Annotated in this window: 16 protein-coding genes; 10 read left to right on the top strand and 6 right to left on the bottom strand. The window is 39.3% G+C overall.

Annotated features, from left to right (window positions below; translation table 11 throughout):
- Positions 1–8 precede the first annotated feature (8 nt).
- The 3 genes from metX to RMY00_RS32705 form a co-directional block, all read right to left on the bottom strand.
- On the bottom strand, positions 9–1166 hold the full coding sequence (gene metX, locus RMY00_RS32715) for a homoserine O-acetyltransferase MetX (RefSeq protein ID WP_416212122.1): 1158 nt from the start codon (positions 1164–1166) through the stop codon (positions 9–11).
- A gap of 17 nt (positions 1167–1183) precedes the next feature.
- Complete coding sequence (locus RMY00_RS32710; RefSeq protein WP_322651523.1) at positions 1184–2488, bottom strand: O-acetylhomoserine aminocarboxypropyltransferase/cysteine synthase; 1305 nt, start codon at positions 2486–2488, stop codon at positions 1184–1186.
- A 269-nt stretch (positions 2489–2757) separates the two neighbouring features.
- On the bottom strand, positions 2758–3573 hold the full coding sequence (locus RMY00_RS32705; RefSeq protein ID WP_322651522.1) for an SGNH/GDSL hydrolase family protein: 816 nt from the start codon (positions 3571–3573) through the stop codon (positions 2758–2760).
- Between the two features lie 674 nt (positions 3574–4247).
- Here RMY00_RS32705 and RMY00_RS32700 point away from each other — a divergent pair.
- Together RMY00_RS32700 and RMY00_RS32695 are read left to right on the top strand one after the other, a co-directional pair.
- Positions 4248–4637 carry a hypothetical protein gene (locus RMY00_RS32700; protein WP_322651521.1) on the top strand — a complete coding sequence of 130 codons (390 nt, stop codon included), beginning with the start codon at positions 4248–4250 and terminating at the stop codon, positions 4635–4637.
- Between the two features lie 236 nt (positions 4638–4873).
- The gene (locus tag RMY00_RS32695; protein WP_322651520.1) at positions 4874–5842 is read left to right on the top strand and encodes a tetratricopeptide repeat protein; all 969 of its coding nucleotides are present in this window, start codon (positions 4874–4876) and stop codon (positions 5840–5842) included.
- A gap of 119 nt (positions 5843–5961) precedes the next feature.
- Here RMY00_RS32695 and RMY00_RS32690 read toward each other — a convergent pair whose 3' ends face one another.
- Positions 5962–6543, bottom strand: coding sequence for a DUF411 domain-containing protein (locus RMY00_RS32690; RefSeq protein ID WP_322651519.1), 582 nt, complete (start codon positions 6541–6543; stop codon positions 5962–5964).
- 247 nt (positions 6544–6790) lie between these two features.
- Between RMY00_RS32690 and RMY00_RS32685 the strand changes: the two genes are divergently transcribed.
- Both RMY00_RS32685 and RMY00_RS32680 read left to right on the top strand, forming a co-directional pair.
- Entirely contained in the window at positions 6791–7735 is a 945-nt protein-coding gene (locus RMY00_RS32685; protein WP_322651557.1) for a DNA polymerase III subunit delta', read from the top strand.
- A 267-nt stretch (positions 7736–8002) separates the two neighbouring features.
- Positions 8003–8623, top strand: a complete 621-nt coding sequence (locus RMY00_RS32680; protein ID WP_322651518.1) for a hypothetical protein — start codon at positions 8003–8005, stop codon at positions 8621–8623.
- Positions 8624–8719: 96 nt separating this feature from the next.
- Here RMY00_RS32680 and RMY00_RS32675 read toward each other — a convergent pair whose 3' ends face one another.
- Entirely contained in the window at positions 8720–9697 is a 978-nt protein-coding gene (locus RMY00_RS32675; RefSeq protein WP_322651517.1) for a bestrophin family protein, read from the bottom strand.
- A 1143-nt stretch (positions 9698–10840) separates the two neighbouring features.
- Between RMY00_RS32675 and RMY00_RS32670 the strand changes: the two genes are divergently transcribed.
- The 6 genes from RMY00_RS32670 to RMY00_RS32645 all read left to right on the top strand — a co-directional run bounded on the left by RMY00_RS32670 (position 10841) and on the right by RMY00_RS32645 (position 18034).
- A complete protein-coding gene (locus RMY00_RS32670) occupies positions 10841–11599 on the top strand; it encodes an N-acetylmuramoyl-L-alanine amidase (protein WP_322651516.1) in 759 nt (252 codons plus the stop codon).
- Positions 11600–11688: 89 nt separating this feature from the next.
- The gene (locus RMY00_RS32665) at positions 11689–13254 is read left to right on the top strand and encodes a glucosaminidase domain-containing protein (RefSeq protein WP_322651515.1); all 1566 of its coding nucleotides are present in this window, start codon (positions 11689–11691) and stop codon (positions 13252–13254) included.
- A gap of 402 nt (positions 13255–13656) precedes the next feature.
- Positions 13657–15048: an S-layer homology domain-containing protein gene (locus RMY00_RS32660; protein ID WP_322651514.1), complete on the top strand. Its 1392-nt coding sequence runs from the start codon at positions 13657–13659 to the stop codon at positions 15046–15048.
- A 315-nt stretch (positions 15049–15363) separates the two neighbouring features.
- Positions 15364–16443: an SGNH/GDSL hydrolase family protein gene (locus RMY00_RS32655; RefSeq protein WP_322651513.1), complete on the top strand. Its 1080-nt coding sequence runs from the start codon at positions 15364–15366 to the stop codon at positions 16441–16443.
- A 13-nt stretch (positions 16444–16456) separates the two neighbouring features.
- Positions 16457–17500 (top strand): M42 family metallopeptidase, encoded by a 1044-nt coding sequence (locus RMY00_RS32650; RefSeq protein WP_322651556.1) that lies wholly within the window; start codon positions 16457–16459, stop codon positions 17498–17500.
- Positions 17501–17659: 159 nt separating this feature from the next.
- The gene (locus RMY00_RS32645) at positions 17660–18034 is read left to right on the top strand and encodes a hypothetical protein (RefSeq protein WP_322651512.1); all 375 of its coding nucleotides are present in this window, start codon (positions 17660–17662) and stop codon (positions 18032–18034) included.
- On the opposite strand, the gene RMY00_RS32640 is transcribed toward RMY00_RS32645, so the two are convergent.
- Positions 18031–19908: CHAT domain-containing protein (locus tag RMY00_RS32640; protein WP_322651511.1), on the bottom strand; the 1878-nt coding region annotated here is incomplete at its 5' end. The two genes, RMY00_RS32645 and RMY00_RS32640, sit on opposite strands and share 4 nt — an antisense overlap.

Genomic DNA, 19908 nt, shown 5'->3' with positions numbered 1-19908 from the left:
CCGTCGAGTTAGGAGGCTGGGAAATCTAAATTTTGCACAAAAAAGATTAGTATTTCATTCAATGCATCCATGTCAATTAAAAATGCATCATGTCCGTGGGTTGACTTCAGCCAAGCCAGTTGAGCATTAGGGATTAAATTTGCCAATTCTTGTTGTTCTACAGGAGGATAGAGGATGTCAGAATCAATGGCGACAACTAAAGTCGGTTGCTGAATGCTTCGCAGCACAGATTCATAATCTGATAAATTAGGAACTGTGCGATCGCGTGCAACATCATGGCGATCCATTACATGGGTGAGGGTGATGTAAGTGTTGGCATCAAATCGTTCTGTCAGCTTTTGACCTTGATGCTGTAAGTAACTGGCTATAGCAAACTGCTCAGATGCATCATACTGCCGCCCAAAGCGGATTGTAAAACTATCCCAAGAACGGTAAGTAGACATTGCCATCATCCGCGCCACTGCTAGTCCTTGGTTCGGGGGCGCATCCAGAGTGTAGTTCCCTCCTTGCCAGTTTACATCAGCATAAATTGCCTGTCTTTGGGTTTCACTTAACCCAATACACCAAGCTGAATGTCTGCCAGAAACAGCAATAGGTGCGATCGCTTTTACTTTTTCTGGATATAATAACGCCCACTCCAGTGCTTGCATCCCACCAAGCGAACCGCCAATTACTAATTGCAGAGATTGAACACCCAGGTATTCTAGTAGTACAGCTTGCAGGTGAACCATATCTCGGATTGTAATCTCAGGGAAGGATACACCATAAGGCTTTCCCGTTATTGGGTTGATAGTAGTTGGCCCAGTTGTACCGTAACAACTTCCCAAGATATTGCTGCACACAATAAAATCGCGTTCTGGATTGAAAGCTTTCCCTGAACCAAACAAAGGTTCCCACCAATCATCAGCATCAGCCGAACCAGTTAAGGCATGACAAATCAGTACCCCATTATCGGCTTGAGCATTTAACTGTCCCCAAGTGCGATAAGCAACCTGAACCCCAGTTAATGTTTCGCCACCTTCAAGTTGAAATGGCACCGTCAGCTGGTAAAAATGGGTTTGCGGTGAGATGAAGTCTGAGTAAATCATGGGGAGTGGGGGGTGGGGAGATGAGGGAGCAGGGGAAGCAGGGGGAGAAGAATTAATAACCAATGCCCAATGTCCCATTCCCCATTCCCCATTTATTAATTCCTAACTTGCCAGAATGCTTGCTCAAAATCCTCTTTGATATCATCGATATGTTCAATTCCCACTGATACTCGCACCAAATCGGGTGTCACACCTGCTGAAAGCTGTTCGTCATCACTTAGCTGTTGATGGGTTGTGGAAGCGGGATGAATAACGAGGGTTTTAGCGTCACCAACATTTGCTAAATTACTCGCTAATTTTACATGATTAATAAAAGCTTTACCTGCCTCCAATCCGCCTTTGATGCCAAAGTTTAAAACTCCTCCAAAGCCATGCCGGAGATATTTCTTCGCTCGTTCATGATATGGGTGATTAGGAAGTCCGGGGTAATTAACCCATAATACTTGCTCTTGCTGCTCTAACCACCGAGCCAATTCTAGGGCATTGCTGACATGCCGATCTACACGTAAAGAAAGAGTCTCTAATCCTTGCAGCAAAAGAAAGGCATTAAATGGACTCAAGGACGGGCCAAAATCCCGTAACCCTTCGACTCTGGCGCGGATAATAAAGGCGATGTTACCAAATGTTCCACTAGGGCCAAACACTTCTTGAAAATTCAGCCCATGATAACCGGGTGCTGGCTCAGTAAACAAAGGAAACTTGCCGTTACCCCAGTCAAATTTACCGGAATCGACAATTACACCACCAATGGACGTACCATGTCCACCAATCCATTTAGTTGCAGATTCCACTACAATGTCTGCACCATGTTCAATGGGCCGAGCTAAATACCCACCAGCACCAAAGGTATTGTCCACAATTAAAGGTATGCCGTTTTCGTGGGCAATGTGAGCTAATGCTGCAAAGTCGGGAATGTTAAATTGAGGATTACCAATGGTTTCAACATATAACGCTTTGGTGCGATCGTCGATCGTCTGACGGAAACTTTCTGGATCATCTCCCTCGACAAACTTGACGTTAATACCTAAGCGTGGTAAAGATACTTTAAACTGGTTATATGTTCCTCCATACAAAAAACTAGTGGAAACAATATTATCCCCAGCCTGAGCGATCGTAGTGATTGCTAAAAATTGCGCCGCCAGCCCACTCGCTGTTGCTAATGCTGCTACACCTCCTTCTAAAGCAGCAATTCGCTTTTCAAATACATCCGTCGTCGGGTTCATGATCCGGGTGTAAATGTTGCCAAATTCCTGGAGAGCAAACAACCGCGCTCCGTGATCGGCATCGTCAAAAACGTAGGAAGTCGTTTGGTAAATTGGTACAGCACGAGCATTAGTTCCCGGAGCCGGTTCTTGTCCAGCATGAACTTGCAAGGTTTCAAAACGATATTTTTCAGACATAAGTAGTTATTAAGAGAAGGCAGGAGGCAGAAGGAAAGAATTATATAAGAAAGTAATACACTATTTGAGCGTTGTGTTAGAGAAATCTACGGTAATTCTTAAAGCTTACCGTATTTTATAGTTATTTTGAGTTCAAACATACTGTAGGGGCGCATAGCTAGCTATGCGCCCCTACCAAGAATTGTGGTTCAATTAAATTAAAAACGTTGTAATCGAAAGCATTTTTAAGCGGATACGAATTTTATCTCTGTAAAAACTGTTCAATTAAATTAGGGAACCAACATTGAACGAGGATTAGTCATCCCTGCTTGTTGAATTGTTGAAAAAGCAGTTTCCCCGATGATGCGATGAGCCGCAGTCGTCGGATGAATGCCATCCCAGAACAAAAACTGGTCTGGTTTACCGCAGATGTTAGAACCAGACAAACATGAACTGATGACATTAGTAAAGTTAAAGGCTGCGGGATTTGCGATCGCATCTCGATACAGCGCGTTAGCATCTAATTGCACAATCTCCACATCAGAATGCTGTTGATTTAGTACCTTGAGCGATCGCCTCAAGCCTTGATTATGCGATTGTGTTAATGCACTGAGGTTCATAGAATTTGCACTGTTTCTAGTGGCAGGTAACTGCCCTAAATCTGGTAAATTTGCAACCAGAATCTTTTTAGCACCCACATCAGTTAGAGAGTTGATTGCCGTTGTCACATTTTTAACAGGAACATTTGCACTGTTTACCCCTTGCAAATAATCATTTGCGCCTGCCCACAGCACATACAAAGCATCTGGATTCGTATGTTGATGTGTCTGCGTAAACGTCTGCACTTGATTTAGCAAGCTAGGTACATAGCTGTTGCCAACATTGCCAGTAGTTGCTCCTCCATAAGCAAAATTATGAGTTTGTTTAGAGGAGAGATGGAGGCTTTCGCCAAGATACTCAATCCAAACCCGACCATTCGAGTAACGCCCCTGAAAGTAAGTTGGATTAGGTGGGTACATTCCTCCTGTCGCCCGGAATACCATCCCTGTATCCGAAAGACTATCCCCAAATACATAAAGTTCTGAGATGGGATGAGTTTTATCCATAAATTTTGCCGCTACAACCATAATAAAAATAAGGAGAGCAAGTCCTGTTCTTAAAAACCACTTTTTTCTTTGCATTAAACTTTTCTGCAAACCCTAAAGACAATAGTTTTTACAACTGTTGATGATTATTGGTGTGAGTAAAGATTGAGCTTGCAATTGAGCACTTCTCTAACTTAACAAGCTAGCTTCAGAGCTAATGAGTAAAACCGGATACTTTCAGGTGTGGATTTTGCTAATTGTCTTAATGTAATACTGTTGTGTTTTATAACATCTCACCACTAAACGTTATCGCCGATAGTAGGAAACCAAAACCTTTATGTGGTGCGTTAATACGTATATCAACAAATGTAAAATTTATACAAACTCATACGTCTGTGTTACTAAATTTGCAGATATTCAGGCATTCTTGCCCATTAAAGGAACTCAAGGGCGAATTGAAAATTGCATAAATGTTCAACTCGCCTCAGTTAAGTAATTGGGAATTTCAACCAATCTCTATTGTGTATGGACTTAAAGGAGTGTTTATTGCTCTTTGTATTCTTCAATTAGCTCACCCTTTTGGGTGAGTCATATATCAACCGATCAGGTGACCTGAGTGAAGGAAGCTGAGATTAATAATAAAGAGGAAAGTATTACTAAATAAGACTAATTGCATTTTACTTAAGAAAAACGTTATGAAACTTGTTACCTTAATCAATTCTGGACTGATGATTGCTTTTATTACTCTTGTACCTGGAATTGCTGGCGCTCAAACAGCGACTCACAACAATAGCGAGATAGCTATTAACTCTAATAATTTATCCAAAAATTCTACTTCTGTTAGCTACCTTCAGCCTTTCAATCTAGTTGCTTTCGCTTATCAGGGAGGTTTGAAGCAGCACGGGATTCCTAGTGGAGAAACATTAATATTTAAAACTCAGAACAGAAATATTATTGCAAAAGATTTGGTGAAGGCTGCTGTTAATGCAGATAAATTACCATCACAAGTTTTAAATGACCAAAATTATCTAAGTGCTGTTACTTCACAACTCAACGCATTGCCTGATTATGCTGCTGCTGATTAATTTGCTTTTTCTGATATCTTTTTAAAAAGCGAAATTTTTATTATAGTATATTCGTGCGTTTGTTACCAATATAAATAAAAGCCTTTTCTACGCAGAAAATACTGTGTATAAAAGAAAATTTTATCTTGAAAAATAAGTTCTAAATTTTGAGATAATTTGCAATTATAGTGGGCGAAAGACACAGAAAATTGTATAATCGACAGCTTATCGACCACAAATTTCCTTTTCTATAGAGAATGACAGAAGTAATTAAATCTGGGGGCCTAAATAACATTGAGTCCATTGAGTTTGAAAAGCGGTGCTTGCACAAAGCCAGAGAAACAGGCGATCGCAATCGGGAAGTCGTTTGTCTAGCAAGTTTGGGCAATGCTTACCACTCACTCGGCGAGTATCACCTAGCAATTGAGTTTTATCAGCAGTGGTTGGATATAGCGAAAGAAATAGGCGATCGCTTAGGGGAAGCCAAATCTTTATCTGGGTTGGGCAACGCTTATCAATCATTGGGAAAATACCAACGAGCGATTGAATTTTATCACCAGTGGTTGAGCATCACCAGAAAAATAGGCGATCGCACTGGCGAGGGGATTTGCTTAGGAAGCTTGGGCAATACTTATGAATACCTGGGCAAGTATGAGCAAGCGATTGAATTTTATCAGCAATGGTTGAGTATCAGCAAGAAAATAGGCGATTGGACTGGGGAATGCATTTGTCTGGGAAGTTTGGGCAATACTTATGAATCGTTGGGGCAGTACCAACTGGCAATTGAGTACTACCAGCAATGGTTAGAATTAGCAAGACTCATCTGCGATGCCTATGGCGGGCAGTGCCAACGCAATGGGGAGGCCATGGCCTTAAGTGCGTTGGGCAATGCTTATAATGCTTTGGGACAGTATCAAAAGGCGGTTGAATTTCATCAATATTCATTAGATATCAGAAGGAATCTTGATGACCAAAATGCAGAAGCAAACGCCTGGTTTAATTTGGGTCTGGTATTAGAAAAAATCAATCGAGCATCAGAAGCGATGGATGCCTTTTGCCATGCGCGTGAAATATATCACACAATGGGACTTGATGCAAGTCTGCAAGATTGTAACCATGCCATTAAGCTTCTTTCTCAAAATATTGCAAGTGCAGCATCTCCATTTTGGTTAAGGAGATGGTTAAGTCATTTGTCGCAGTTCATTAAAGCTGATTCTAACCAGTAATATCTCTCACCACTGATTCAGATAATGTGAGGATGTTTTAAAAAGCTTTGGTGATTAGCAATCGCTAAAATACATGAAAATATGCTTTTAAAACATCCTCGGAATACAGTGAGATTACATCAAGATGATGGATATTCATTGAATACCGCAACTGAATCCTTGCTATCAAAAGAAAGCACAGAAAACGGGTCTTTTCGATCACCCATCTCCATCCCAGGAGTGCCTACGGGCATTTGAGGAACAGATAAACCAGTAACATTTGGCTTTTCTTGCAGCAAACGTTTAATGTCGTCTGCTGGAACGTGTCCTTCGATAACATATCCATTCACAATTGCTGTGTGGCAAGATGACAAGTTATCTGGCACGTTAAACTTTTGTTTGACTGTTTCGATGTCAGGCGTGGAAAAATCTGTGATTTGAAAACCTTGTGCCTTTAAGTGGTTAATCCACCCGCCACAACAATTACAATCAGGACTATGATATACAGTAGCATTTAGGGCTGTTGATTTTAATGGTATCTGTTTATCTTGGATACCCTTAGTAGTACTTACCAATTGAGCATTACTCATAGAAGCAGTGCTTCCCAAGATGCCCAATACCCCTACTGTAAGACAAATTATTACCACTGCACGTATAGCAACACGTACCAACATGGAAGGTAAGGATTTTTGCCACCAATGAATAAATTGTTTGTACGACATTAAAACTTCCTAAGTAAAAGATTACATAAATTTGTTGTAACAAATTTCCTTCAAAAAAACTCTGCGTATCTATGCGCCTATTTTGCTTTTAAAAAGGCTACAATTCTTATGCGGTAAAAATCATTGCAACAGTGCTAGTATGTCAAATATTGGCATTTTGTAGCTTTTAAGTTGTGCTTATATAAGACAACAACTTTACTACATCAGCCTTCTATTTTATATATTCTTGTTTTGGCGAAGGTACTGAATTATTAATCCATTTGCACCACTTGTAGGACAACAGCAAGCCATAGAATTACTCACTCAGGCTGCCCTTCAAAATCGGGTTGCTCCAGCGTATCTATTTGTGGGGTCAGATGGTGTAGGAAGAAGTTTAGCAGCTAGGTGTTTTGTGGAATTGCTATTTTCTAGTGAGATGGGAGTCACTGCGGCTTTACAAAACCGTTTGCGTCAAGGGAACCATCCAGCTTTGTTGTGGGTGCAACCGACGTACCAATACCAGGGACAACGATTAACAGCAGCAGAAGCGGCTGAAAAAGGACTTAAGCGGAAAGCACCACCTGTAATTCGCCTAGAGCAAATTCGGGAAATTACCGAGTTTCTCAGTCGTCCACCCTTGGAAGCCCCCAGAAATGTAGTGGTGCTAGAAGAAGCCCAAACAATGGCAGAAGCAGCAGCGAATGCTTTACTTAAAACCTTAGAAGAACCGGGACAGGCGACGTTAATTTTAATTGCACCAACCTTAGAGTCTGTTTTGCCAACTTTGGTGTCACGCTGTCAACGCATTCCTTTTTATCGCTTAGATGCACAGTCTTTGGCTGTTGTACTCACACAAACTGGTCATCAAGAAATTTTGTCAAATCAGGCAGTATTGAGCATAGCAGCTGGCAGTGCCGGAAGTGCGATCGCATCTTACGAGCAATTACAAGCTATTCCCTCTGAGTTACTCAAAGACTTAAAAAAAGCTCCTGCTTCTTACCGCCAAGCCTTGGAATTAGCCAAGAAAATTGATAAGGATTTAGATGCAGAAGCCCAACTGTGGTTAGTTGATTATCTTCAGCAATTCTACTGGCAGCAGTGGCATCAACCCAGCATCATCAACCAGCTAGAACAATCTCGTAAATACTTACTTTCTTACGCTCAACCACGGCTAGTTTGGGAATGTCTACTTTTATCTATATGTCAAAAATAAAATTCCATCTACTAACTTTTACATAAAAACCTTAAGCCTTTTAACAATATTAAATGATATTACTTAAGTAGCCGTAACTATTAATACTTGTGTATTATTAATAGTAAGCTACACAAAGCGTCTCATAGAGGATGCGGCGAGTTAAGAGATTGCCCCAAAAACTTGAATTTGCTAAATTGTCAAAGCTTCATAGCAAACAAAAGTCTTGCGGGGGATGACAAATAAAGACTGTCCGATTATTCTTTTTGAAGATTGTACCCCTGACTAATGATGAACTTACCGCAGACAATTCCAGTTCTTTTTTTAGGGACTATCTTGGCTGTACTTTCACCTCAAGTTTGTCCTGCTTTTACTGTTCAAAAGGTAGCTAGCCTTGCCAAAGCATCAAGTGATTTACCAGTAGTCAAATCAGCAGGACTGTCCCCCGATATGGATGTGCCTTGGTCGAAAGCCGTGAGAATTGTTGACCCTTTTGAAGGGGAGTTTCTTGGAGTTTTTGACCGCAATTCATTAGGTGGCTATTTGTTTCATGAGGGTTCAACACAAGTTATTAGTTTGTGGACTCCTTCGAGTATTCGAGTTCTCGTAACTGTCAATTCAGGTGAAGCAAGCTCTCCTTTCTACACCGCAGGCCGTGTGTATCCTAGACCTGAACTTCTTAGGTTTGTCACTACCAAGAAAGTTGATAAACTTTTACTCAAGATCAGAGAAAAAGTTTTTCAATTAGACGGTTCAACTGGCACATTTGCTATCAGTCAAGAATTAGCCACTGCTTTGAAAAATGCTCCAGATGAAAACTTAAACATCAGACTAATCTTGGAAGGAGGTCAAACTGTTGATAGCGAAATTGGCAAAGGAACAGTGAAAGCTTGGCGAAACATTTATTAAGCGATGTCCCCAACGACTATGCCTACGCATTTTAATCCAAGGATTATCTATTCTTAAGTAAGGATAAATTTTCTCTGATAAAACTTATTTATAAATTTAGGAAGAACGAACATTATTAGAAGCTAGCCTAATTAATTCTTCAACATTGTTTGAGATGGTATTGCAAATCGTATTTAAAGGTAAATCATTGGGATCAAACCCAAAAGGTTCTTCAATTTCTGAACCAATTTGTTCAATACTTAATAAGGTAAAACTTACAAAAGCCATTACTATACCAGTCCACCAATTCAACAAGCTAACAATTTCCAAAGGTAATATCAGACAAAAAATTAATAATAATTGTCTGAGTTTAATAGTATATATCAAAGGTAGTGGCGTTTTTAAAATACGTTCACAACCACCTAAAATATCTACTAAATCATCTACACAGTTATGTAGAGTAGTCAGTTGATAGACATTGAGACAATTTCGGTCATGTTGATACTGCAAATAATCTCCTATCCAGTAAGCAATTTGTAGCGGAGGATGATTAGTATTTTGTAGTTGAAAATATTGTTTTTTAGATATTAACGATGCTAACTGAGTGTCTAAAGGTGATGATCTTAGATGTAACTTCATTGCAAATGCAAAAGCAGTTACTAACCGAAGTATTGCCTCTTTTTCTACTTTATCTTGCGGTGTCTTTTCTTTAACTATTATCCAAACTCCACGAGTTAAGTTACGAGATGTATTAACTAAAGATCCCCATAGCTGACGACCTTCCCAAAATCTATCATGGGCTGTATTTGTCCGAAAAACTAATAGTAATGTGAAACCAATATTAAAACTTAAAACAGCATTAGTAATAATACTGTTTGAATCTGCGAATGCTATTGGTAATCCTAAATGATATAAAAATGATATAAAAATACCATAAACAGTACACAAAATTACCCAAGGAAGAATGATAGAGATAATTGACCTTTCAAGGCGAAGAGTTACTTGAAACCAATTTAATTTTTCGCCTTTGTAAAGGTGATATTTTTCTATTAAAGTGTTTTTAGAATTAATTTGAAAATAGTTAAGTCGTTTCATATTTGTAAGATTTTATGATAGATAAATTAGCAAACTAATTTTTTTTAGCTAAAATCTTGCTTAAGCAACATAGGTGAAAAATGTATGTTTCCAGATAGCGACAGTTATGTAACTATAATTAACATAAATTAACATTTAAATTTATTTCTGTGAACCATCTTTAGATAGGGAAATTTATAACTGTATTTTAATTCTTCACCATAAACTTGTTTTTATGGCTATATTGGTTAAGATTCGTGGTATTTAGCTGTTTTGTGCAATAATTAGGCTAAATTTAGCTTTATTTAAGTAAATACTCACTTTTTCTCATTTACAGGGCATCAAGTAAGGAAATATTCTAAAAATTGTTATGTCTAAAATCTTTCACAAATAGAGCATTGACGATTCAGTTGTTAATTTATGCTTTATTTGTCTTGAACTTGAGAGGCCACAACTTCAATCAAGAATTAAGTTCTATTATGGTAGAAATAGCATTATAAATTGAGAGGCAAATTAAAAGATTGCATCAAGATGCAGTGATGGAGATTTAGAGATTAAAATACGAGATTCATCAAATTTCTGACAACAATCTTTAATTACTAGATAAGTAGGTATGGTGGCGATCGCTAACCTTCATGAGAATATTAGTCTAAAACGTCCAACTGCGATACCAAACAGATTGGATATTTTTTTACACACCTCTTCACCGACTACTTAAGAAAGCGATCGCCACAACTGAAAACCGACTTGTTTGATGTAGTCATGTTAATAACTTATCTGCACCGCAATTTCCGCATAGGTGCTTCTTAGCAAACTTTCTAACCAAACTACAGATTGAACGTCATTGACTCTTTGCCAAAAAGTAGAGCATAAAAGAGTATCGGCTAGATTCAGTGACTTTTGTGCCGTCATGGGTTAGCCTGGTTTATTTATAGGTTGAACTTATGAGATTTCTGTTTTTAATGGGATTTTTGCGTCAAATATTACATTTTTTTACATTAACAACTCATTTTATGTCACTGACAGAGCGATGTCTACGACGGTCACTGAGCGCAGCCGTTCTCGTAGAGAAGTGCAGGCTACCCCTACGCACTTGGGCTAATAATTAATACAGTATAGTTAAGTTAAACCGTACCTCTCAGTTATAAAAAGGACATCAACTCTATGAAATTTGGTATTGATATGGGGCATAATTGCCCTCCAGATACAGGGGCAACAGGTATAAAACAAGAAGATGCTTTAACTAAAGCAGTTGGGACACAATTGATACAAAAACTCAAAGCAGTAGGCCATAGCGCTATTGATTGCACTCCTACAAGCGCTAGCAGTGTAACCGATTCTCTGAGACAACGAACTAGTAAGGCGAATGCCAATAACGTTAATGTCTATATTTCGATTCATTTTAATAAATTTAACGGTATAGCCAATGGCACAGAAGTTTTTGCCATTAGTAATGCATCACAAGGTATTGCTCAATCAGTTCTTAAAGAGATTGTTAAACTTGGTTTTCATAGTAGAGGGGTAAAAAATACAGGTTTCTTTGTTCTAAAGAATACACAAATGCCAGCCATTTTAATTGAGTGCTGCTTCTGTGATTCTAAAACAGATATGGATCGCTTTGATGCCGAAAAAATGGCTGAAGCAATTAAAGATGGATTAATTGGTGAGTCAAAAGATGAAGTTAAATCTGATAAAAGTTACATTTTGGAAGTTACAACAAAAACAGTTCTAAAGCCCTCTACAGAACAGGCATCAGAGCTACCAAAAGAAGCTTTATTCGATATTGAGCCAGGGAGTTACCCTGTTTTAGATGTCCGTTTTGAGGAAAATCATTATTGGGTTAAGTGGCCTGATAAAACTAAAGTCAATCGAACTGAGCATTTTGTTTTTGCTGGATATAGCAAAGTTATAGAAAAAGATTAGTTATAAATAGCTAATTTCTTCGCCAACACCTAAATCCCCGATTTTTTGTATAAAAAATCGGGGATGTAAAAATTTTAAGAGGCAAATATATGTCATTAATAGATGATTTAGTCAGCAATTATTCCAAGAAAAATTTATCAACAATATTTATCCAAGTTGAGATTAAAAGTGAAAAAATAACCGAGATTAGTCGGCAAATTTTAAAAGAAGTTACCCTGGCACAATGGTTATTAGAGTCTGCGAGAGGCAAAAGTTATCTTGCTGTCAATGCAAATAATTTTGCCGGATTAAAATGGCGATTTCCTGACATGAAGGGGTTTGCTGAACCTTTGAAAATCAGAGTTCCTTCTGAGCCAGAAGAAGTTGAGTTCTGTAAATTTACAGATATAGATGCTTTTATTATTGGTTATTGGAAGTTTTTAACTCGTACCCCCTATAAAGGCTTAGAAGATTATACGAACACGCCAGAAAACTTCCTTGGCTTTCTCAAGGCTAAAGGCTATTCGTCTGATCCTAAATATGTGAGTAAAGTTGTGGATTTACTTTCAGAGGCGCAAAAGTTACTGGCTAATGCAGGTGGAGTTACCATTTCCGCTTCAGTTGAACAATTACAGTTAATTCGTGCGCCAAAAGAAGTTGAATTAGGGCAAAATTTCAGGGTTGAAGGCGTAGCACGTTTAGTTGATGGTGGCAAAGTTTTGTCGATTATGATCGACAATCAATTTCCAGTCGCAAGTGTAACAATTAATCAGGACGGCAAATGGCAATTTGATTTTGCCTTTAAACAAGCAGGCGATCGCCGCATGATAATTGCTATTGATGAGCAAACTTTAGAGATCCGCATTAAAGTTGTTGTTCCTTTCGATCACAAGGACGATGAAAATACTCAACAACCTACAGCATCGAGTTTACCAGGAGCAAAGGTAATTAAACTCGCTGGTAGTGTGGGAATTGGCGGAGTCAATAAAGCTGATGATGTTAAAGCTATTAAAGCGCGATTGCATGAGCTAGGCTACACATGGGTAGGTAATCCTAACAGTGCAGACAGAGACAGAGGACTATTTGACGCAATCAAACTATTTCAGTCAATTATTGCTGGTAGCAGTACTGTTAACGGTGATGGTCGAGTTGATGTTGGAGAAATCACTCATCGATGGTTGCAAGCAGCTAACGCACCACGATGGGAGTTGATGCCAAAAAGCGATCGCGATAATGGTTTTGTTAACGGTGAATTAGAAGACATCCAAGATAACCACGATTTTGGAACACACTGGTTAGCTGATGTTATTAAAAAAATTGCCCAAGATTATCAAAACAGTTATCGTAACCCTCACCCTACAGCTGCTCCGTTCGCAATTAACGATGTTAGTCTTCCTCATGGAGGCGACACTCCCGACCATCATGGACATGAAACTGGTATGATGTGCGATGTTTACTTACCTCAAAAAAATGGAAATTTTGGTGGCATCGTTTGGTCGAGTTCTGAATACGATCAAGATGCTGCACGAGCTATTCTCAAGTCCATTGGTAAGCAAAAGTTGGTACGAACAGTGTTTTTCAACGATCAACAGCTAATTAGAGAAAGACTTTGTGTTCCTCTGAGTGGTCACGATAATCATATTCATTTTGAAATTAACCCACCAGTGAAAAGCTAATTTTTAGTAAACTGATGCATTAAATCACAAAACTCTTATCTACCAGGTATTTCAGATTGATTCATATTTTTTTCCGCAAAATGTTAGTTTGCCAGAATTTTAGGGAACTCTATAAATAAGCATGGGAATTATCAAACCTAATGGCTGTAATACAAAGACAATACGGTAGCTTTTGCTACCGTTTACTCATTTTTAGCTAAAACAAATAGATATCATTATCTTCACCAAAAGAGACATTTACCAAGAGGACATAGTGAATTAATATTGTCCATTGGTGATATTTAAGACTTAAAGAAGCGTAGAGGCAGAGGGAATGGGTTAGTTTTAATATTCCATTCTCCATTCCCATTTAATGAACAGTCTGCGCTAGGGTAGGAATTGAAACTCAATTTGTGATTTCCTGTGCTTCCCTGCAAACGTCCAGCTGTATTTCTAATTTGGGCCGTTCTACTGACTTCGTTAACAGCCTGTGCTAACAGTCCAGTTGCCAAAAACCTTGAGGAATCTTTGGCGGCAGATCCGAAACTGCAAAGCAATCCAGTTGTCTTTGGAGAATCTCAGAGTAACCAATCACAAGCACAGCAGAACGAATCAACAGTTCAGTTACCACCTGATTTTCCCAAAGATATCCCCTTATATTCCAATGCCAAACTACAGGAAGTGACACCTGCTAGCGGTTCAGAAAATAGAATCTCAACTCGTTGGCTGAGTTCTGACCCCAGTAACTTTATTGCTAGCTTTTATAGTAGCCAGTTTAAAACAAATAACTGGCAGATTTTACAACAGCCAATAGATGATGCAGGAGGTGTGTTTGAGGCACGTCGTAACGATTTGCTGTTGAAGGTTTCCATTCAACCTAAATCAGTTACTAACGCTACACCTGATCAACCCCAAACAGCCACCGAATTACTAATTGACTACGTACCGAATAGTACTGCAACGGCACAATCTACCACAACTACAAATCCTACCGAAACAACTAACGCCGTCCCTCAATCAGGAGATTCCCAGTTCATTGGCCCCGTACCACCTACCAACTTGGCAGCACAGTCACAAAGTACGGCTAATAACCAAACAACTTCTACAGCCACAGCTGAATCTCAGGAATTCAACGATCTAAATAAAGTCCCGCAAGAATGGCGGCAACATATCCAAGACTTGGCTGCATTAGGTGTTTTGTCTATAGAACCAGAAGCAACTAAGAGCAATACTACTACAAGTAAACAGTTTGAACCCGCTAAAATCATTACACACCGGGAATATGCTCGTTGGCTCATTGCTGCTAATAATGCTATGTATGCCAGCAATCCAGCTAAACAAATTCGCTTGGCATCAGAAACTACTCAACCAGTTTTTAGTGATGTGTCTGCAAAAGACCCTGATTTTCCAGCTATTCAGGGATTAGCCGAGGCTGGGTTAATTCCCAGTCCTTTGTCTGGAGATTCTACAGTAGTCTTGTTTCGTCCTGATGCACCTCTGACGCGAGAACAGTTGCTGCTGTGGAAATTACCTCTGGATACTCGCCAAGCTTTACCCTCTGCTAACTTAGATGCAGTCAAACAGACCTGGGGTTTTCAAGATGCGGCGCGAATTGACCCCAAGGCTTTAAAAGCAGTGTTGGCTGATTACCAAAATGCCGAACAATCAAATATTCGGCGGGTGTTTGGTTATACAACTCTGTTTCAACCCAAAAAACCAGTAACTCGTGCTGAGGCTGCTATGGCTTTGTGGTATTTCGGTAGTCAGAGTGAGGGTGTATCGGCTGCTGAGGTTTTGAAATTAAAGCGAAGTTAAAGCGATGCCTACGATGAGCTAGACTATTCTGTTGCGATTATGCTGTACATATCATACAAGTGGGAAATTCTCACCTTTGAATGTAAATTTTGCCATTTCTTTATAATACAGCTATTTTTTATCAATAAAATGTAAATCTAAGTATTTTCAGCGTTTTTACCCGGGTTTGATGAAATTTTGAGGCATAGTTAAGTAAAATAACGTAAATTACTTAATAGACGTACTTAGTTTTGAAGTAAGTCAAATGACAAGTTGTCAGAATATTGCCTTTTCATTACTTTTAAACAAATTAAAAATACCACTGGTAAAACGAAGATGAAAAAACAAGCTGTAGCGGTAGGATTTGTTCTCTTATCTTTCATGTTACCGCTCAAAGCAAGTGCTGCGAGTTTTACCAAATTTTATGTATTTGGCGACAGTCTTTCTGATACTGGCAATGTTTTCACTGCTACTAATGGTTTAGTCGCTCCAAAAACAGCCATTCCCCAAAATCCACCGTACTTTCAAGGGCGTTTTTCTAACGATCAGGTGTGGGTAGACTACCTGGGAAATCAGCTAGGATTAAATCCTACCCCATATTTAATTTCAAATCCTACTATTCCCAATCAAGGTATTAATTTTGCTGTGGGCGGCGCTAGTTCTGGCCAGGGTAATGCTGTTGTTCCTAGTGCGCCGTTACCAGGAGTATTAGAGCAAGTTGGCTTATTAACGCAACCGATTCTACAAGCTAATCAGAAGCTTGATCCAAATGCTCTTTATGCTGTATGGGGAGGTGCAAATGATTATGTGTTTGGTCAAGCTACCAATGCGGCTCAAACAGTCCAGAATTTATCAGATGCAGTAGGGTTACTTGCTTCATCTGGCGCAAAAAATATTTTAGTCTTTAACTTGCCTGATTTAGGCAAGATTCCACTTGCACTCGCTACAGGTTTATCTAGCAACTTGACTGGTTTGACAAATGACCATAACAAGAGATTAGCAGAGGAACTAAGCAAATTTAGCAGTAACTCGGATTTGAATCTGATCTCTGTAGATGTGTTTTCCCTATTTAATCAAGTAGAAGCAAATCCTGGGAAATTTGGGTTTCAAAATGTGACTGCCCCTTGTGTAGTAGGGAATTTTCAGACAATTATCAGTGTATGCCCTCAACCAAACGATTATTTGTTCTTTGACTCTGTACATCCAACAACAAATGCTCATAAGTTAGTAGCGGATACTGCACTGGCGGCGATTGAGGCTAAGTCTGTCCCGGAACCTGCGATAAATTTGGGGATTTTAGCCCTTGGTGCTTTTGGTGCGGTAGGAGTGCTGAAGCGTCAACAAAAAAGAGCAGCATTGATGACAGCAGAGCGGGTTTTTGATGCACAATTGTCTCATATAACAGTTGAAAATTGAACTAACTGTATTGATGTGGGATCACGATCGCTTATTTCAAGTTATTGAAGAATTAGTCATGCACCATTCTCCTAGTGGTGCAGAAGCTGAAATTAACCAGTTGTTGATGCAACGATTTACGGCGCTGGGTGTGGAAGTTTGGTGCGATCGCGCCGATAATATTATTGCCAAGATTCCAGGAAAAAATCCAGACCGAGCGATCGCTATCACCGCACATAAAGACGAAATTGGCGCAATTGTCAAGAATATCGGTGATGAAGGTCGTGTCAAAGTCAGCAAACTCGGCGGTTCTTTCCCGTGGGTTTACGGCGAAGGCGTTGTCGATTTACTCGGAGATAATGAAACCATTAACGGTATTCTCAGCTTTGGTTCCCGCCATGTTTCTCACGAATCGCCCCAAAAAGTGCAGCAGGAAGATACTACTGTTAAGTGGGAAAATGCCTGGATTGAAACGAAACTCACATCTGCTGGATTAGAAGCAGCTGGCATTCGACCTGGAACTAGAATGGTAATCGGCAAACATCGCAAGCGTCCAATTCGGTTAAAGAATCATATTGCTGGTTACACTTTGGACAACAAAGCCTCTGTGGCAATTTTGCTAGCTTTGGCTGAAAACCTGAAGCAGCCAGTAGTTGATGTTTATTTAGTAGCTTCGGCAAAAGAAGAAGTGGGGGCAATTGGGGCACTATTTTTCACCCAAAATCAGCCTTTGGATGCTTTAATTGCTTTAGAAATTTGTCCATTATCTGAAGAATATCCTGTTAAAGATGGCGAAAGCCCTGTACTTTTATCTCAAGATGCTTATGGGATATATGATGAAGGGTTAAATGGACAACTGCGCCATAGTGCCAAGCAACTCAATATGCCAGTACAGTTAACAACTCTAAGTGGGTTTGGTAGTGATGCTTCAATTGCCATGAAATTTGGACATGTTGGACGTGCTGCGTGTTTGGCATTTCCTACACAAAATACACATGGATATGAAATTGCTCATTTAGGAGCGATCGCTAATTGTATTGATTTGTTAAAAGCTTTCTGCGAAACTGAGTTTGAGTGAATTTTTCTGATTGTCGAAAAAATTTGTGCGATCGCACAGCAAGACTATTCCTACTGTTGATATCGTGTAAGCGCGTAGGCGAGCTTGTCGTAGACATCGCCACATCTCTAGATTAGACGTTAGATGTATAATCACTGAATGCTTAGTGTCTTTATTTAAATGATTACTGTTACACCAGAGGAAATTAGTCAGTTTCGCAGCCAATTCGAGTATAATCCAGAAGTCCGTGCTGTTCTTGATCTGATTGAGCAGCGTAATGGAAATTTGGAGACAGCAGCTAAAATATTAGCAATTAGGGCTGGTTATGAACCATCCAGAAAATCAAATATTTTGGACGAGTTGTTAGAAAAATCCCGCAAGATAATCTGCCAACAAGAGTTTAGAGACGAATTGGCAGCAGGGATAATACCTCTTGTTATAGAACCCTTGGCAATGAGTGCTGCTATTCCTCCAGGATTAGCAAGTGTAGTTGCCATTTATGCGTTTAAAATTGGGGTGAAAAAATTTTGCCAGGTTCCCGATTCTGAATCTTAAACTCCTGTGGCGGTGAAAGCTGCCCAATAAAAAGGATTTTTAAAAGGATATGGCTGACGATGCCTAGTTTGCAATAAATGTTCCTCAGCAAGTATTTGGTCATCTTCTTCAAGTTGAGCAAAAATTTCTTCAATTTGTGGCTGATATTTAACTAATAGTGCTTCAAATTCTTCTGTTGTTAAATTTCGCAACCACTGCTGTGCTTGATTGAGTGCTAATGAGACACTATTTATTATTTGTAGGTTTTCATAAAATTTCATCATCAAAAACGCTGTAGATAAATCACTGACAGTCCACAAACTACTGACTACAGCTTTACTCCCAGCTAACAGAAAACCGCTAGGTAAACCAATATATTCATCGCTGGTATTGCGAAAATCAATCAATCCTGTTTCGCAAGCGGAAAGGATGACGAGGCGACATTTTTCTAATTTGAGACTGAAGATTTTATCTAGGGTAAGACATTTGTCTAAATCGTGAGTTTCCCCTGCCCGTAAATTCAGGTAACGTTCAGAGTCAGGTTTTATTGGTGTGTCTGTGATAGGTGCATCTGCCAAAATTAGGGCTGATTTACCGGGATTTGTTAAGTTAAAATACCCGTGGCAGCTAAAGTGGGCGCAATGGTAAGTATTTAAGTTGGAATTATCGATTGCTGTGAGTGTCGCTGCTGTTTTTTTCAGGACATTAGCAGTATTAAAGTAGCTTTGAATAACTTGTACTTCTAAATCTGTATAGTTTAAATCGCCTGTAGGGTTTTGAATCGCAAACAGGGATTTAAAATCAGGACGTTTGCGCTGTTGTACCTGTTGCAGTAGTTGACAACTGGGTGCATAGCTCACACCACCAACAAATAAATCCAGAAGACAAGACGAATTTTCAGAATTTTGATTTACTGGTAGTGCATGAAGGGAGAATAAATGCAGGACTTGATGAGGAATTAGGATGAGTTTATCGCAGTGTTTTGGTATTTGGTTTAATATTTCATCAATGTGTAGAATGGAGGCTAATTGTTTAAGTTCTTCCTCTAAGTTATTCAGCCATTGATCTTTTTGTATGTAGTAATTCTGCAAATATTGAATTATCCAATCAGTCAAAGCTTTTCTATCTTCTGGTTGGGATTGCCAAACTGTTACCTCTCCCTTTTTTGTGACAATAAACGCCAGAATTTTATCATTGAGAATATACCACTCGATAATGGCTGTACGCTCATCCAAAGAACCTTGGAAGGAGTCGAATTTAAAACCATAACCAACAGGTAAGTATTGGTTTTGCAATTCATTACGCTGGTTTCGCAACTGTTGGAGATGTTGTGCAAGGACTTTGGGATTTTCAGCTTTGCCATTTTGGATTTGATATTGTCCTACAGCTATTTCATCCCTGTATTTTTCTAGTTGAGTGAATACTTCTGGAGGAAAGATGGTTTTAGAGTCACGTTCAAGAATTTGTTCAACTAAATTACGGGTTTTACTACGTTCAACATATTCAATTGCTTCGGTAGTCTTATTTAATTCTCTGCAAACTTCTACGATGCGGCTATAAACTTCGTTAAACTGTTCCGCTTGTTTGCGTTTGCTTTCTTCTCCAGATACTATTTCTTCCCGTAAAAATTCTATAGTGGCAATGGCAGACTTAAAAGTATTGTAAGCTTTGGGAAACTGGTTTGCGTTTTGGTAAGTAATCCCCAGTTCCCACAAAGTTTCTACCCATTCAATAGGCAAAGCTTCAGAAGTTCTGACAGTTAAAGCAGCAGTAAAAGCAGCGATCGCATTTTCAATGTTATCTGCCCTGTCTCCTTTAATTCTATCCCTGTAGGCAATTCCGAGATTATTTTGCGTTATTGCCCATTCAAAAGGCAAAGCTTCTGGAGTGAAGAC

Source organism: Nostoc sp. ChiVER01 (assembly GCF_034531155.1).
Classification (GTDB): Bacteria; Cyanobacteriota; Cyanobacteriia; order Cyanobacteriales; family Nostocaceae; genus Nostoc.
This window is presented reverse-complemented; position numbering and strand designations above follow the sequence as displayed.

What these genes read in the sequence shown, in the direction of transcription:
- metX (WP_416212122.1), bottom strand. Translation starts at nt 1,166, where the DNA reads ATGGGACATTGGGCATTGGTTATTAATTCTTCTCCCCCTGCTTCCCCT.
- RMY00_RS32710 (WP_322651523.1), bottom strand. Translation starts at nt 2,488, where the DNA reads ATGTCTGAAAAATATCGTTTTGAAACCTTGCAAGTTCATGCTGGACAA.
- RMY00_RS32705 (WP_322651522.1), bottom strand. Translation starts at nt 3,573, where the DNA reads ATGGATAAAACTCATCCCATCTCAGAACTTTATGTATTTGGGGATAGT.
- RMY00_RS32700 (WP_322651521.1), top strand. Translation starts at nt 4,248, where the DNA reads ATGAAACTTGTTACCTTAATCAATTCTGGACTGATGATTGCTTTTATT.
- RMY00_RS32695 (WP_322651520.1), top strand. Translation starts at nt 4,874, where the DNA reads ATGACAGAAGTAATTAAATCTGGGGGCCTAAATAACATTGAGTCCATT.
- RMY00_RS32690 (WP_322651519.1), bottom strand. Translation starts at nt 6,543, where the DNA reads ATGTCGTACAAACAATTTATTCATTGGTGGCAAAAATCCTTACCTTCC.
- RMY00_RS32680 (WP_322651518.1), top strand. Translation starts at nt 8,003, where the DNA reads ATGATGAACTTACCGCAGACAATTCCAGTTCTTTTTTTAGGGACTATC.
- RMY00_RS32675 (WP_322651517.1), bottom strand. Translation starts at nt 9,697, where the DNA reads ATGAAACGACTTAACTATTTTCAAATTAATTCTAAAAACACTTTAATA.
- RMY00_RS32670 (WP_322651516.1), top strand. Translation starts at nt 10,841, where the DNA reads ATGAAATTTGGTATTGATATGGGGCATAATTGCCCTCCAGATACAGGG.
- RMY00_RS32665 (WP_322651515.1), top strand. Translation starts at nt 11,689, where the DNA reads ATGTCATTAATAGATGATTTAGTCAGCAATTATTCCAAGAAAAATTTA.
- RMY00_RS32655 (WP_322651513.1), top strand. Translation starts at nt 15,364, where the DNA reads ATGAAAAAACAAGCTGTAGCGGTAGGATTTGTTCTCTTATCTTTCATG.
- RMY00_RS32650 (WP_322651556.1), top strand. Translation starts at nt 16,457, where the DNA reads ATGTGGGATCACGATCGCTTATTTCAAGTTATTGAAGAATTAGTCATG.
- RMY00_RS32645 (WP_322651512.1), top strand. Translation starts at nt 17,660, where the DNA reads ATGATTACTGTTACACCAGAGGAAATTAGTCAGTTTCGCAGCCAATTC.